A 14,127-nucleotide genomic window follows, 5' to 3' on the forward strand; every position below is an offset into this window, starting at 1 on the left:
GTCCCCGTTGCAAGCTGACTTTTTATCTGACCGTCTGGAAAAACGACAACAATCCGGCCTCAGCCGCCAACTGAAAGTAGCCGGCACTCTCATCGATTTCTGTTCGAATGACTACCTCGGTCTTGCCCGGTCCACGGCTTTAAAAAACGCCATCCGGCACCTGGACGATGCACACCCCGCCGCCCTGACCGGAGCCACCGGATCCCGGCTACTGGCCGGCCATACACAACTGGCGGATGAGGTTGAGCAGGAACTGGCTATGTTCTACCATACCGAATCAGCTCTGGTCTTTAACTCGGGCTATGATGCCAATATTGGTCTGCTCGCCAGTCTCCCCCAACGCGGAGATACTCTGATTACCGACGAGCTGATTCATGCCAGTATGATCGACGGTGCCCGGCTGAGTTATGCCACCCGGCTCCGGTTCCGGCACAACGACCTGACCGATCTGGAGCAGCAACTTCAGCAGCCGCGTACAGGACAGGCCTTCGTCGCCGTTGAATCGGTCTACTCCATGGATGGTGATCTGGCTCCCCTTACCGACATCGTAAAGTTGTGTGACCAGTACCATGCTTTTTTACTGGTTGACGAAGCGCATGCTACCGGCGTTTTCGGCCCACAGGGCGAAGGACTGGTGGTTGCGCTTGGCCTACAGGAGCGGGTGCTGGCACGGGTACATACCTTCGGCAAGGCGCTGGGTGTACACGGAGCAGCCGTTGTTGGTCCTGCTTTACTCAGCCAGTATCTGATCAATTTTGCCCGGTCGTTTATCTATACAACAGCCCTGCCGCCTCATAGCCTGCTGGCGATGCAGGCTGCTCATCGCTTTGTTCAACAACACCGGGAGCCTCAGCAACTAATCCAGGCCCATATCCGGAACTTTCAGGCACTTATTCAGGAATATTTGCCCGATACACACTGGACCGATAGCCAGTCGCCGATTCAGTGTCTGATTATTCCTGGCAATGAGACCTGCCGGCAGGCGGCCCTGACAGCACAGCAGGCCGGTTTCGACATCCGTGCGATTCTGAGCCCCACGGTTCCGGCTGGTCAGGAACGGATTCGTATCTGTTTACACGCATTTAATACACCTGCCGAATTGCAGGCACTTATTCATATTCTTCAACAAGCAAGTCAATTTAATTAACGTATGAAATTCTTCGTAGCCGGCATTGGTACCGAAATCGGTAAGACCGTGGTATCAGCCATCCTCACAGAAGCCCTCAAGGCAGATTACTGGAAACCCATACAGTCGGGTGCACTGGAAGACTCAGACACCCATACGGTTCGCCGGTATATCAGCAACTCAACATCGGTTTTTCATCCGGAAGCCTACCGCCTGCGGGAGCCCCTGTCTCCTCATGCCGCCGCCGCCATAGACGGCGTCACGATTGAACTCAGTAAACTTATTATTCCCGAAACGGATAATCATCTGGTTATTGAGCTGGCAGGCGGGTTGATGGTTCCCCTCAACGACACCGATCTTAACATCGACTTCGTACAGCAGTCGGGTCTGCCGGTCGTACTGGTATCGCGCAATTATCTGGGCAGTATTAACCATACACTGCTATCCGTCGATGCACTGAAGCAACGAAATATTCCGGTTCTCGGACTGATTTTCAACGGTGAGACGACGCCTGCCTCTGAATCCTTTATCCTCAACTATACCGGGCTGCCTTGCCTGGCGCGTATTCCTCTTGAACCTAATCTTACACCAGAGGTAATAGCGCGACATGCTGCTGCACTCGTAAACGTCATGGAAGTTAACTAGTGCTGTAAACTCCCCAAGGGTTTAAAACCCTTGGGGAGTTAGTCAATTCGTTTTTTTTAGTATGCATGCATACTGTTTTATTTTTTTTATGTAATTTTCCCGACAGAAAATTGGTTTTATCAGCAGAAGCGATGCAAATCGCCCGGCCGATAGACTTAAAGACCATTGTGTCGGATTACACGAATCAAAAAAAGGATAAACCCGGTTGAAAATATGGATGCATACGTAGTAGCCGGATACCGTACGGCGGTGGGTAAAGCCCCGCGTGGTGGTCTCCGCTTTACCCGCCCCGACGATATGGCGGCAGAAGTTATTAAGCACTTACTGGCTCAGGTCCCTCAACTTGATCCGGCGCGTGTTGAAGACCTGATTGTAGGCAACGCTGTTCCGGAAGCCGAGCAAGGTATGCAGATCGCCCGTTACATTGCGCTGCTTTCTTTGCCAAAGAGTGTTCCGGGCATGACCATAAACCGCTATTGCGGCTCTGGTCTGGAAGCCATTGCCATTGCATCGGCCAAAATCCACGCCGGGCTGGCTGACTGTATTATCGCCGGTGGTACAGAATCAATGTCGCTGGTACCGGTAATGGGCTGGAAAACGGCCCTGAACTATGAAATAGCCAAACAACACCCTGACTATTATATCGGCATGGGTCTGACAGCTGAGCAGGTTGCGGAACAGTTCAAGATCACCCGCGACGAGCAGGATCAGTTTGCCTTTGAGTCACACCAGAAAGCGCTGGCGGCTCAGGCTGCGGGTAAATTCAGCGGTGAAATCGTACCGATCTCTGTTAAAGAAACTTATTTCGACGCAGCCAGCGGCAAAAAGAAAACCCGCGAGTGGACCGTTAGTCAGGATGAAGGCCCACGGGCCGACACGAACGTCGACGCACTTGGCCGCCTGAAGCCGGTGTTTGCTGCGGGTGGTTCGGTAACAGCCGGTAATTCGTCGCAGACATCAGACGGCGCCGCTTTTGTGATCGTCATGTCGGAGCGGCTGGTGAACGAGCTGAATCTCAAGCCAATCGGCCGGATGATGTCCTATGCTACTGCCGGTGTTGAACCCCGTATCATGGGTATTGGCCCTGTAGCGGCTATTCCGATCGCGCTGCAAAAAGCAGGTCTGTCAAAAGACGATATCGACCAGATCGAACTGAACGAAGCTTTTGCGGCCCAGTCGCTGGCGGTTGTGAAAGAACTTGATCTGGATCGCAGTAAAATAAACCCGAACGGCGGTGCCATTGCCCTCGGTCACGCACTTGGCTCTACGGGTGCGCGTTTATCGGTTCAGCTCCTGAATGAGATGGGCCGCGAAAACCAGAAATACGGTATGGTTTCTGCCTGTGTGGGCGGCGGCCAGGGAGTTGCCGGTATTTTTGAGCGCCTATAGTCTGCTTCTTTCATGAATCAACGCCGGATAGACCAAGTGTCTATCCGGCATTTTTTATATTAATTCCGGCCATTTTTCAGGATTAGGTTAGAACTCTGGTCTCTACTCCTTATAGAGATACCTTGACCTCATCCTTACTTATGAACCACCTTTCGATTGCCGATTACGCAGTATTCCTGCTTTATTTCATCATCGTTTCGGGCTATGGCTACTGGATTTACCGCCGGAAAAAAACTGCCAGTACCGACACCAAAGACTTTTTTCTTGCCGAGGGTTCGTTAACGTGGTGGGCCATCGGAGCATCCCTGATTGCATCCAACATTTCAGCCGAGCATTTCATCGGCATGGCGGGTTCGGGCTTTGCCATGGGTTTGGCCATTTCTTCTTACGAATGGATTGCGGCGGCTGTGCTGATTATAGTCGCCGTCTTTTTCATCCCGATTTACCTGCGCAACCACATCTATACCATGCCCCAGTTTCTGGCGCAGCGATACAATGATACCGTTAGTACCATCTTGGCGATCTTCTGGCTTATTGTCTATGTGCTGGTTAACCTGACCTCCATTCTTTACCTGGGTGCCATCGCCATCGAATCGCTGGCCGGTATTTCTTTTACGGCCTGTACTATCGGATTGGCGGCGTTTGCCATTTTCATTACCCTGGGCGGAATGAAGGTTATCGGATATACCGACGTAGTACAGGTTGTGGTACTGATCATTGGTGGTCTTGTGGTTACCTATCTGGCGCTTAATCTGGTTTCCGACAAAATTGGCGGGGAAGGCGCAATCAATGGTCTTTTCTCGCTGCGGAAGCAAGCCGACAGTCATTTTCACATGTTCTTTCCCGAAGGACATCCGTATTACACCGTATTACCGGGCATGGCCCTGGTAACGGGTGGCATGTGGGTCAACAACTTATCTTACTGGGGTTGTAATCAATACATTGTGCAGCGGGCGCTGGGTGCCGACTTAAAGACAGCCCGCTCCGGTATTCTGTTTGCAGCATTCCTGAAACTGATGATTCCGCTCATCGTTGTCATTCCGGGCATTGCTGCTTTTGTGCTGTATCAAAGCGGTACCTTCCAGCAGGAAATGACCGGTCCGAACGGTGCTGTCCGGCCTGATAACGCTTATCCGGTGCTGATGAACCTGCTCCCAAACGGCATGAAAGGCCTTGCCTTTGCCGCCTTAACAGCGGCTGTCGTTGCCTCGCTGGCAGGCAAATGCAACAGTATCTCGACCATTTTCACGCTCGACATTTACAAAAAATTCTTCGACAAAAATGCGTCAGAAGAAAAGCTGGTGCGGGTTGGCCGCTGGGCAGTTATTGTTGCCTTCATCATTGCCATTCTGATTGCCCCTACCTTGCGGTCTTTCGATCAGGTCTATCAGTATATTCAGGAATACACTAACTTTCTGACACCAGGCGTTTTTGCCATTTTTCTGCTTGGGTTCTTCTGGAAACGCGCCACCACGTCAGCTGCTCTGACCGTTGCGATTGTGACCATTCCGTTGTCAACACTGCTGAAATTCTGGCCGGAATTCATGCAGCTTTTTGACGTGCAGACAAACGAAATTCCTTTCCTTCACCGGACCATGTGGGTGTTCACCATCGACGTTGCTATCATGGTGATTGTCTCATTCCTCGACCCGATTGGCCGGAAAATGGCAAAAGGCTTCGATATTGATCAAAAAATGTTCCGTGTTACCCCGTCGTTTATTGCCGGTTCTGTGGCTATACTGAGCATTCTTGCTGTCTTGTACACCGTCTTCTGGTAATTTAATGGGCTTTTTTCGGACCGGGCTTGATCACCTCAACCGCTTCAGCACACTTAGCCGTCAGCCCGACTGACGGCTAAGACAAACCCGGTTACCCTAAGCGTTGAAGCAGGCAGGAAGGTGGTATTCGAAAAAGCATTGGTGTTGCAAAAGCACGTATTCTGTATATTGGGGATATCATGGCATCAGCCTGCAAGGTCACAAGCTGCCGGTTTATCGTATTTATCCCTGACTCTAACGCTCAACCATGAATGGCAATGATACCAAACGGCTTTCCAGACTTACCGCGATTTTAACGCAGTTACAGACAAAACGAATCCTGACAGCGACTGAGCTGGCACAGAAGTTTTCGGTTAGCATCCGGACTATTTATCGCGACATCCGGGCACTGGAACAGGCCGGTGTTCCGGTTGTGACCGAAGAAGGAAAAGGCTATTCACTCATGGAAGATTACCGTATTCCTCCGGTTATGTTCACCGAAAGTCAGGCAAATGCCTTGATTCTGGCCGAACAGCTGGTGCTCAAAAATAAAGATGCTTCGTTTATCAGTGATTATCTGGAAGCAATCGATAAAATCAAGGCTGTTTTAAAACAAAGTGTCAGACACAAAGCCAACCTGCTTACCGACCGTACCCGCTTCGATCAAAACATTCACCGCGAACGCACCAGTAACAACGTATCTGCCCTGCAATTCGCCCTGACTAATTTCCGGCTGACGAAAATAGAATACGTCAATGAAGCACAACAATCGTCTGTACGCCTTATTGAACCCTTCGCCTTGCTGAGTACAGACAACTGGTTATTAGTAGCGTGGTGTCGCTCGCGGAATCAGTTCCGGTATTTCAGATTGGACAGAATTAAGCACCTTGACGTTCTCAATCAGTCATTTACGCCACACAATATGACCTTGCAGGATTTTTTTGATAAATACCATTAACCGCTGACATACCCCTGACATAAGGCTGTCAGCCGGCGGATTTAGCTTTGTATCATCAACTTAAACATCTGTTTTATGATCAGCCAATTCGCGAACTTAAACTGGATCAGTATCCTGATTGCCTTCTTTGCTTACTTTATTCTTGGTGCCTTATGGTTTACTTTGTTTTTCACCAGACAGTATAAAATATCACTTGGACGGGCTGGCGAAACCTTACAAAATAATAAACCAATCTTTATTGTCGGACCCGCCCTTTGTTCTTTAGTTATTACAATTGCCAGTGCCGTTTTAATAAACGCCCTGCATCTTCAATCCTTTAGCGAAGCTTTTTCCTTTGCCCTCCTTGTTGGATTCGGCTATCTGGTTGCCAATACAGTTAACATTGCGATCAACCCGAATATTCCGCAACCGATCTATTATGGTGTTATAAGTGGCACATATCACCTGATTGGCATTCTGATTGTCAGTACAATACTCGTTGCTATGAAATAAATGCAAACTACAGAAACCAATACCTTTGGCCCTGCCAGCCGCCAGGAATGGCGGCAGTGGCTGGCCGAAAACCACCAGACCAAACAATCTGTCTGGCTTATTTTCAACAAAAAGCAAGTTGATAAATCAAGGCTTTCATGGAGTGAGTCTGTTGACGAAGCGCTTTGTTTTGGCTGGATCGATAGTAAGGCAAAAACCATCGATGAAAATCAGTACATGCAGTTTTTCAGTAAACGAAAGCCCAAAAGTGTCTGGTCAAAAATTAACAAGGAAAAAATTCAGCGGCTGATCAGCGAAGGGCTTATGATGCCCGCTGGCTATGCTAGTATCCTGATTGCCAAACAAAACGGGTCCTGGTCGCTGTTCGATGATGTGGAGGAACTGATCATTCCGGACGATTTGACCCGTGCGTTTGCCAATCATGAGCAAGCCCGGACATATTTTCTCGGCCTGAGCAAATCGATCCGGAAAGCAATCCTGCAATGGCTGGTACTCGCCCGCCAACCCGAAACCCGCCAACGACGTATTACCGAAATCGTAACCCTCGCCGGTCAGCAGCAGAAGCCGAAACAGTTCAGGTAATATAAAAAGAGCCCTGATCAGCAGAAACTGTCAGGGCCTGATCTACATGTCTGTTATCTATTTCAGCGGATCGCAGACACAAATTCCTGAATACGCTCTTCCGTTGCCGGACCATTTTGCAGGTGGCGGATAAACGCACTGCCGATAATTGCGCCATTGGCATATTGGCAGGCCATCTGATAGGTCTCGCTGTCTTTGATCCCAAAGCCAATCAACCGCGGGTTACGCAGGTTCATTGCCTGAATGCGGTTAAAATAAGCCAGCATTTCGTCGCTTACGCCACTTTGCGAGCCTGTAATACTGGCTGATGATACCATGTAAATAAACCCTTCGGTCTGTTCGTCAATCAGCCGGATACGCGCTTCCGTTGTCTGTGGTGTAATCAGAAAGATGTTCAGCAAGCCGTATTCGCGGAAAATGGGTTCGTATTCATCCAGATAAAGATCCAGCGGCAGATCGGGCAGAATAACGCCATCAACCCCGACTTCCTTACACTTCCGGCAAAAAGCTTCGACCCCGAACTGCAGCACCGGATTGATATAGCCCATCAGCAAGATCGGTACGGTCACCTCGTCCCGGCAACCGGCCAACTGCTCGAATAACAAACGCAACGACATACCATCTTCCAGCGCCTTCATATTACTTTGCTGGATGGTTTCGCCGTCTGCCACAGGGTCCGAATAAGGCATACCAATCTCAACAAGATCGACACCCGCTTTTTCCAGTGACCGCAGAATAGATGCGGTAGCACCAATCTCCGGAAATCCTGCTGTGAAGTAGACATTTAATAACCCCTGACTTTTTCGGGCAAAGAGGTCATTTATACGGTTTTGGGTTATTGTTTGTATCATTTGAAACGTCGGGTTATCCATTCCCCCGTTTTTAAGTCATCAACTAAACGCATTGGCCTGCTTACAGGTATTTTGAATAGGTGGCCAGATCTTTATCACCACGGCCGGATAAACATACCACAACGACGTCTTTATCTGTCAGTGGCAATTCTTTGAGCGCGGCCAGGGCATGGGCCGATTCCAGCGCCGGAATAATACCCTCCAGACGCGTTAGCTCAAAAGCGGATTTGACCGCGTCTTCGTCCGTAATGCTCTTGAAAATTCCTCGTCCCGAATCATACAAATGAGCGTGTAACGGACCAATGCCCGGATAATCAAGGCCCGCCGAAATCGAATAAGGCTCTGTAACCTGACCATCTTCGGTTTGCATCAGAATAGTCCGGCTACCATGCAGCACCCCGGGCTTGCCCAGTGCCGTGGTTGCCGCCGAATGCCCCGAGGAAATACCCATACCAGCCGCTTCGGCCGCTACCAGTTTTACCGACGGCTCATCAAGATAGTGGAAGAAAGCACCGGCTGCATTGCTGCCTCCGCCCACACAAGCCACGACATAATCAGGGTTTTCACTGCCCGTTTTGGCGAACAGCTGCTTTTTCACTTCTTCTGAGATAACTGACTGAAAACGGGCAACCATATCCGGATACGGGTGTGGCCCCACGACCGAACCAATGATATAATGCGTATCAACCGGATTGTTGATCCAGTGGCGCATGGCTTCGTTGGTGGCATCTTTCAGCGTCTGGCTACCCGATGTAGCGGCTACAACCGTTGCACCCAGCATTTTCATCCGGTCGACGTTGGGCTTCTGGCGTTCAATGTCGATAGCACCCATGTATACCACACATTCCAGGCCCATCAGGGCGCAAACGGTCGCTGTTGCCACGCCGTGCTGACCGGCCCCGGTTTCGGCAACAATCCGTTTTTTACCAAGTCGTTTGGCAATCAGGATCTGGCCAACAGTGTTATTTACCTTATGTGCACCCGTATGGCACAGGTCTTCACGTTTCAGATAAATAGTTGCATTCAGTTGTTCAGAAAGGCGGGATGCCAGAAACAACGGCGTTGGCCGGCCTACATAATCTGTCAGCAAATCCCGGTATTCCTGCTGGAAAGCCGGGTCGTTAATAATGGTAAGGTAATTCCGGCGAAGCTCTTCCACGTTAGGATAAAGCATTTCGGGGATAAACGCCCCGCCGAATCGTCCATAAAAACCTTTATCGTTTACTCCAAAGGGAGAGAGTGTCTGATCAAGAGCAACTTGCATGAGTAAGATAAAATTGATTACTCGCAGCTCAGTCTTTTTATGAGGCAAGACCAGGCTGCTTTTCGGTGATAATTTGTTGTACTCGATGAATTTTGGCTTACGTATGCGCGCAAAAAGCCTTGCTTCGGGCTAAAACCCGAATTCAAACCATAAACGCATCAGGGGGAGCAGCGTTTACTATACTTCTTCTTCAACCGGTTTTAACCGGGTCAGGATTTCTTTTAACTGATCCGGATTCTTCAGACCAGGCTCAATTTCAATCTTGCTGTTTACATCAACACCGTACAGTTTCATGCCACGCAGATTGTCGATTTCGTCCAGATTATCAACACCAATACCACCGCTCAGGAAGAATGGTTTTTCATTATCATACCGGCTTAACACCCGCCAGTCAAATGCAAACCCATTACCTCCGGGGTTCTGTCCTTTGGCATCAAACAGGAAAAAATCACAATGTGGTTTGTAGTTGTTCAGCATAGAAAAATTAAACGACGCATCAACAGCAAATGCCTTAATAACACTGACCCCACGCATACGCAGACTTTTGCAATAGTCAGGCGTTTCGTTGCCGTGCAGCTGAGCGTAGTCAAGCTCATACTTTTTAACGGTACGCAGGATAAAATCAATGCTGGCATTCACAAATACACCAACCTTCTGAATTTTGCGGGGCAGGCTTTTTACGAGCTCTGCGTCAAAATCTTCGCCAACGTAACGGGGTGATTTATCATAGAAAATAAACCCCATAAAATCTGGATTTAATGCTGCTATTTGCTCCATGTTAGCAGCATCGCGCATACCGCATACTTTTACTTTCATCGTGCAGGATGTATTGTTTTAAGATGACGTTTGCATCAACGAATCAGCCACGAGCGCAGCTAATGCTTCGGCCGGTGCTGACGTTTTCATAAATGCTTCTCCAATCAGGAAGCCTTCAAATCCGGCATCGCGCAGTACCTGAATGGTAGTTGCACTTGACAAGCCGCTTTCGGCAACCTTCACAAACGCTGAAGGAATACGGTCGGCCAGCCGTAACGAAGTTTCCACAGAGGTAACAAATGTTTTCAGGCTTCGGTTATTGACACCGATCAGGTCAACGATCTGAGGCAGCTCCTCAATAGCCAGGCATTGGTCGAGCTCTTCTTCGTCGTGTACTTCAAGGAGTACTTCCAGCCCGAGGCGTTTGGCTTCCATTCCTAACACTTTCACCTGGTCAGGTGTCAGGCATGCCGCGATCAACAGCACCAGGTCAGCGCCCCATGCTTTGGCCTCCAGCAACTGATAGGGATCAACAATAAAATCCTTACGCAGCACCGGCGTTGTTGGGTTTGCCGCTCTGGCCTTGATCAGGTCATCGGGCTTACCACCGAAAAATGGCTCATCCGTAAGTACGGACAGGCAGGCGGCACCGGCTTTTACATACCCTTGTGTCGTTGCGATTACGTCAACCGAGTCGTTAATCACGCCTTTAGAAGGTGATTTACGCTTAAATTCGGCAATGATACCGGTAGAACCTGCGGCCTGGATAGCGGCCCGGGCAGAGTTGACTGTGCGCTGTATGGTAGGCAGTTTTTCCAGAGATTGTGCAGGAATAGTTGCTTTCCGCTGGGCAACTTCTGTTAATTTTTTCTCAACAATGCGATCTAGAATTGTCATGCGAGTCAGGTTATTCAGCTACGGATCAGATTTTACTTCGCAATAAGCGTCTTGAAACTTTGCAACGCCCGCTTACTTTCTAATGATTCACGCGCCATGGCGATGGCTTCCTCCTGCGTCTGTGCCTTCCCGGCGGCAAACAAAGCCATGCCTGCATTAGCAATAACAGCTTCCTTCTGAGCAAACTCAGCCTCATCATTCAACACATTCATGAATATTCGGGCTGACTCCTCTACTGTCTTTCCTCCTGCCAACGCCTCTGGTGTATGTGTGTGTAAACCCAGTTGTTCGGGACTTAGCAACAACTCTGTATGATTAGTTATGGCTTTAAATACCCCCGTTAATGATACCTCATCATAACCATCTAATGAGTGTAATATCATAAACTGTTTATGGGTTTGCTGATAAAGATACGCATATAATCTCGCCAATTCAAGATTAAATACACCCACTAACTGTTTTTTAGGACTTGCCGGATTTACAATCGGGCCTAGTACATTAAAGAATGTCTTTACGCCTAATTCCCGTCGGATAGGCGCTACGTTTTTCATGGCCGGATGGAATAACGGCGCATGCAGAAAGCAAATACCTGCCGTTTCCATTTTCCGCTGTAGCTCACCTTCGTCATTGGTGAAGGTATAACCAAGTTTTTCCATAACCGTTGAGGATCCACACAGCGACGAAACGCCGTGGTTACCATGCTTGGCTACCCGCTGACCAGCTCCCGCCACGACAAAAGATGACAGTGTAGAAATGTTAAACGTATCTTTTCCGTCGCCACCTGTTCCACAAAGATCCATTGGGTCATACGCCGATAAATCAACGGCCAGACAGAGTTCAAGCATTGCATCACGGAAACCTTCCAACTCTTCAACACGGATGCTGCGCATCATGTAAACAGTAAGAAAAGACGCAATCTGAGACGTATTATATACCCCCTGGCTAATATTGATCAGCACCTGCTTTGCCTGCTCTTTCGATAACGTCTTATACTCAAAAAGATGATTTAATATCGCTTTCATTTGACAGTCCTTTCCGGATATTAAGCAGTTAACCAGTTCTTTAACATAGTGATACCTCCTTCAGTCAGCACAGATTCCGGATGGAATTGCAGTCCTTTTACATCATAGGTTGTATGTGATAAGGCCATTACCCGACCTTGCTCATCAACAGCCGTTATTTTCAGTGTGTCGGGCATTGATTCCGGCGTTACTGTCCACGAATGATACCGGCCAACAGTAAGTTCTGTAGGTAAACCGGTGAAAATCCGTTCTGACGAATCGGTAATAAAAGCTTTGTGTGCAACTCCATGCAAGACATCGCCTAAATTCTGTAGCTCAGCGCCAAACACTTCGCCAATACCCTGATGTCCTAAACAAATTCCTAAAATGCTTTTTGTGGGACCATAGGTTGATACCAGTTCCTGAAGAATACCCGCTTCTGAGGGAATACCCGGACCTGGCGACAGCAACACCTTATCATATTGATCGACGGCATCTACTGAAATTTTATCATTACGTATCACATCAGGTCTAACGCCCAGCTCCCGGAGGATATAAACCAGATTGTACGTAAACGAATCGTAATTATCTAAAACGAGTAGCTTCATGATTTGGCCGTATTACCGGAGATATTCATTGGTTTATATTGTTCGTGCTTGTTCAATGGCGGTCCGCAGCGCTGCCAGCTTATTATGTACCTCCTGTAGCTCACTCTCCACGACCGATTTTGCCACAATACCGGCACCTGCCTGATAATAAAGCGTATTGTCTTTACTCATAAATGTGCGGATCATGATAGCGTGGTTGAATTCACCATCAAAACCCATGTAGCCTATACTACCCGAATAAAAACTACGGCTGATATTTTCATAGCGGTCAATGAGTTTCATGGCCATGTGTTTCGGGGCTCCGGACAAGGTACCCGCAGGAAATGTCTCGCCCACGATTGTCAGCGGTTCTGCTTCGTCAGTCAGCGTACCTACTACCTTTGATACAAGGTGAATGACATGCGAGTAGTATTGAATCTCTTTGAACGTTTCGACATTAACAACATCACAATTACGGCTAAGATCATTACGGGCCAGATCAACCAACATAACATGTTCTGCCGATTCTTTTGGGTCATCATAGAGTTTTTGTGCCAGTTCGGCATCTTTACTATCATCACCTGTCCGGCGAAACGTACCGGCAATCGGATAAATGGTTGCTTTCCGGTCTTTAACAACAATCTGTGATTCCGGCGACGAACCAAAGAACTTGAAATTACCGTAGTCGAAATAGAACAGATAGGGAGAAGGGTTAAGTGACCTCAATGCCCGATAAACATTGAATTCGTCGCCTTTAAACGGAATGGAGAAACGTCTTGATAAAACAATCTGGAAAACATCGCCCCGCTGGCAGTGGTCTTTTCCTTTCTGGATAACAGCTCTGAATTGGTCATCCGTGAAATTCGATGTTTCATCGCCGTTTACGTCAAACGAGTAAGTAGCATAATTCCGGCTTGTAATCAGTGAACTAATGTAGTCCAGGTTACTTTCTTGTTGCTGCTCGTCACCTTTCAGATAAGTATGCTCAAACAAATGAAGCTCATCTTTAAAATGGTTAATAGCAACTACATAGCGATAAACCTGAAAAATGGCAGCGGGAATGTCATTTTCTGCCGGAATTGAGGCCGAAAGTTCAATATCTTCAAAACTCTGTACGCTCGGAAAGCCAAAATACCCGAAAATACCATTGGTTATAAAATTGAATCCCGATTTCTGGTGCTCAAATGAAGCTTTAAACTCATTTAGTGCCGGTAACAGTTCACGTCGCTGGATATGCTTCGTTTCTTCTGTTCCGTCCGGCATTTTGATCTGTAGCTGATCATGCGAATATTCAAATCGTGCAACCGGATCAAAACAGATGTAGGAGAAGGAGTTTTCATTTCCGTGATAATCCGCACTTTCCAATAAAATGCTGTTCAGATAACGATCACGAATACGCAGATAAATACTTACCGGCGTTATAATATCAGCCAGCATTCGTTTATGTTGACTAATTACCTGGAATTTTGACGTTACTATTTGCTCCATTGTTAGAAAGAAAAGGGATAAAAAAAGGCCTACTGCGTGAACAGTAGGCCTTGAATAAATGCTAGTATATACACATAGCGGCTCTGTTCACCCGGGATTAGGAGAACGCCACCACCAAATGTTTACAATATTTTTTGACTGATTCATGACTTTGAAATCGAAACCTTAGCTCAGAGTGCCAGGTTTATATGTTATATATCAATCTTTGGATGACATATAACTATGTGGCGCAAATATAGGCAGAGAAATATAAAATACAATTTTAGCTACCACTTTTTTACAATTCTGTCCCAACTGCCGTTTCTTTTTTTTGGGTAATGTATAAACGACAAGA

14 protein-coding genes are annotated in these 14,127 nt (G+C 47.9%); 7 read left to right on the plus strand and 7 right to left on the minus strand.

The annotated features are described in order from the left end of the window. Positions 1–7: 7 nt before the first annotated feature. The 7 genes from BLX24_RS25055 (at position 8) to BLX24_RS25085 (ending at position 6,949) form a co-directional block, all read left to right on the plus strand. Positions 8–1,147: an aminotransferase class I/II-fold pyridoxal phosphate-dependent enzyme gene (locus BLX24_RS25055; RefSeq protein ID WP_071505966.1), complete on the plus strand. Its 1,140-nt coding sequence runs from the start codon at positions 8–10 to the stop codon at positions 1,145–1,147. 3 nt (positions 1,148–1,150) lie between these two features. Then, a complete protein-coding gene (gene bioD, locus BLX24_RS25060) occupies positions 1,151–1,771 on the plus strand; it encodes a dethiobiotin synthase (RefSeq protein WP_071505967.1) in 621 nt (206 codons plus the stop codon). A 213-nt stretch (positions 1,772–1,984) separates the two neighbouring features. After that, positions 1,985–3,160, plus strand: coding sequence for an acetyl-CoA C-acyltransferase (locus BLX24_RS25065; RefSeq protein WP_071505968.1), 1,176 nt, complete (start codon positions 1,985–1,987; stop codon positions 3,158–3,160). A gap of 140 nt (positions 3,161–3,300) precedes the next feature. Next, positions 3,301–4,938 (plus strand): sodium/sugar symporter, encoded by a 1,638-nt coding sequence (locus BLX24_RS25070; RefSeq protein WP_071505969.1) that lies wholly within the window; start codon positions 3,301–3,303, stop codon positions 4,936–4,938. A gap of 247 nt (positions 4,939–5,185) precedes the next feature. Continuing rightward, positions 5,186–5,875: a helix-turn-helix transcriptional regulator gene (locus tag BLX24_RS25075; protein WP_071505970.1), complete on the plus strand. Its 690-nt coding sequence runs from the start codon at positions 5,186–5,188 to the stop codon at positions 5,873–5,875. 75 nt (positions 5,876–5,950) lie between these two features. Beyond that, a complete protein-coding gene (locus tag BLX24_RS25080; protein ID WP_071505971.1) occupies positions 5,951–6,367 on the plus strand; it encodes a DUF1761 domain-containing protein in 417 nt (138 codons plus the stop codon). Beyond that, on the plus strand, positions 6,368–6,949 hold the full coding sequence (locus BLX24_RS25085; RefSeq protein ID WP_071505972.1) for a YdeI/OmpD-associated family protein: 582 nt from the start codon (positions 6,368–6,370) through the stop codon (positions 6,947–6,949). Between the two features lie 62 nt (positions 6,950–7,011). Here the strand turns inward: BLX24_RS25085 and trpA are convergent, their stop codons facing one another. The 7 genes from trpA to BLX24_RS25120 all read right to left on the minus strand — a co-directional run bounded on the left by trpA (position 7,012) and on the right by BLX24_RS25120 (position 13,742). Further along, entirely contained in the window at positions 7,012–7,800 is a 789-nt protein-coding gene (trpA, locus tag BLX24_RS25090; protein ID WP_071505985.1) for a tryptophan synthase subunit alpha, read from the minus strand. A gap of 61 nt (positions 7,801–7,861) precedes the next feature. Continuing rightward, a complete protein-coding gene (trpB, locus tag BLX24_RS25095) occupies positions 7,862–9,064 on the minus strand; it encodes a tryptophan synthase subunit beta (RefSeq protein WP_071505973.1) in 1,203 nt (400 codons plus the stop codon). 177 nt (positions 9,065–9,241) lie between these two features. After that, the gene (locus BLX24_RS25100; protein ID WP_071505974.1) at positions 9,242–9,880 is read right to left on the minus strand and encodes a phosphoribosylanthranilate isomerase; all 639 of its coding nucleotides are present in this window, start codon (positions 9,878–9,880) and stop codon (positions 9,242–9,244) included. 18 nt (positions 9,881–9,898) lie between these two features. Next, positions 9,899–10,717 (minus strand): indole-3-glycerol phosphate synthase TrpC, encoded by an 819-nt coding sequence (trpC, locus tag BLX24_RS25105; protein ID WP_071505975.1) that lies wholly within the window; start codon positions 10,715–10,717, stop codon positions 9,899–9,901. A gap of 32 nt (positions 10,718–10,749) precedes the next feature. Next, positions 10,750–11,739, minus strand: a complete 990-nt coding sequence (gene trpD / locus BLX24_RS25110) for an anthranilate phosphoribosyltransferase (RefSeq protein ID WP_071505976.1) — start codon at positions 11,737–11,739, stop codon at positions 10,750–10,752. A gap of 20 nt (positions 11,740–11,759) precedes the next feature. Continuing rightward, complete coding sequence (locus tag BLX24_RS25115; protein ID WP_071505977.1) at positions 11,760–12,326, minus strand: anthranilate synthase component II; 567 nt, start codon at positions 12,324–12,326, stop codon at positions 11,760–11,762. A gap of 33 nt (positions 12,327–12,359) precedes the next feature. Beyond that, entirely contained in the window at positions 12,360–13,742 is a 1,383-nt protein-coding gene (locus tag BLX24_RS25120) for an anthranilate synthase component I family protein (RefSeq protein WP_310590802.1), read from the minus strand. Positions 13,743–14,127 lie beyond the last annotated feature (385 nt).

The organism is Arsenicibacter rosenii (assembly GCF_001870735.1).
GTDB lineage: Bacteria > Bacteroidota > Bacteroidia > Cytophagales > Spirosomataceae > Arsenicibacter > Arsenicibacter rosenii.

Coding starts and splice junctions, on each gene's coding strand:
- bioD (WP_071505967.1), top strand. CDS start 1,151: ATGAAATTCTTCGTAGCCGGCATTGGTACCGAAATCGGTAAGACCGTG.
- trpB (WP_071505973.1), bottom strand. CDS start 9,064: ATGCAAGTTGCTCTTGATCAGACACTCTCTCCCTTTGGAGTAAACGAT.
- BLX24_RS25115 (WP_071505977.1), bottom strand. CDS start 12,326: ATGAAGCTACTCGTTTTAGATAATTACGATTCGTTTACGTACAATCTG.
- BLX24_RS25080 (WP_071505971.1), top strand. CDS start 5,951: ATGATCAGCCAATTCGCGAACTTAAACTGGATCAGTATCCTGATTGCC.
- BLX24_RS25085 (WP_071505972.1), top strand. CDS start 6,368: ATGCAAACTACAGAAACCAATACCTTTGGCCCTGCCAGCCGCCAGGAA.
- BLX24_RS25075 (WP_071505970.1), top strand. CDS start 5,186: ATGAATGGCAATGATACCAAACGGCTTTCCAGACTTACCGCGATTTTA.
- trpD (WP_071505976.1), bottom strand. CDS start 11,739: ATGAAAGCGATATTAAATCATCTTTTTGAGTATAAGACGTTATCGAAA.
- BLX24_RS25100 (WP_071505974.1), bottom strand. CDS start 9,880: ATGAAAGTAAAAGTATGCGGTATGCGCGATGCTGCTAACATGGAGCAA.
- BLX24_RS25120 (WP_310590802.1), bottom strand. CDS start 13,742: ATGCTGGCTGATATTATAACGCCGGTAAGTATTTATCTGCGTATTCGT.
- BLX24_RS25070 (WP_071505969.1), top strand. CDS start 3,301: ATGAACCACCTTTCGATTGCCGATTACGCAGTATTCCTGCTTTATTTC.
- trpA (WP_071505985.1), bottom strand. CDS start 7,800: ATGATACAAACAATAACCCAAAACCGTATAAATGACCTCTTTGCCCGA.
- trpC (WP_071505975.1), bottom strand. CDS start 10,717: ATGACAATTCTAGATCGCATTGTTGAGAAAAAATTAACAGAAGTTGCC.
- BLX24_RS25065 (WP_071505968.1), top strand. CDS start 1,985: ATGGATGCATACGTAGTAGCCGGATACCGTACGGCGGTGGGTAAAGCC.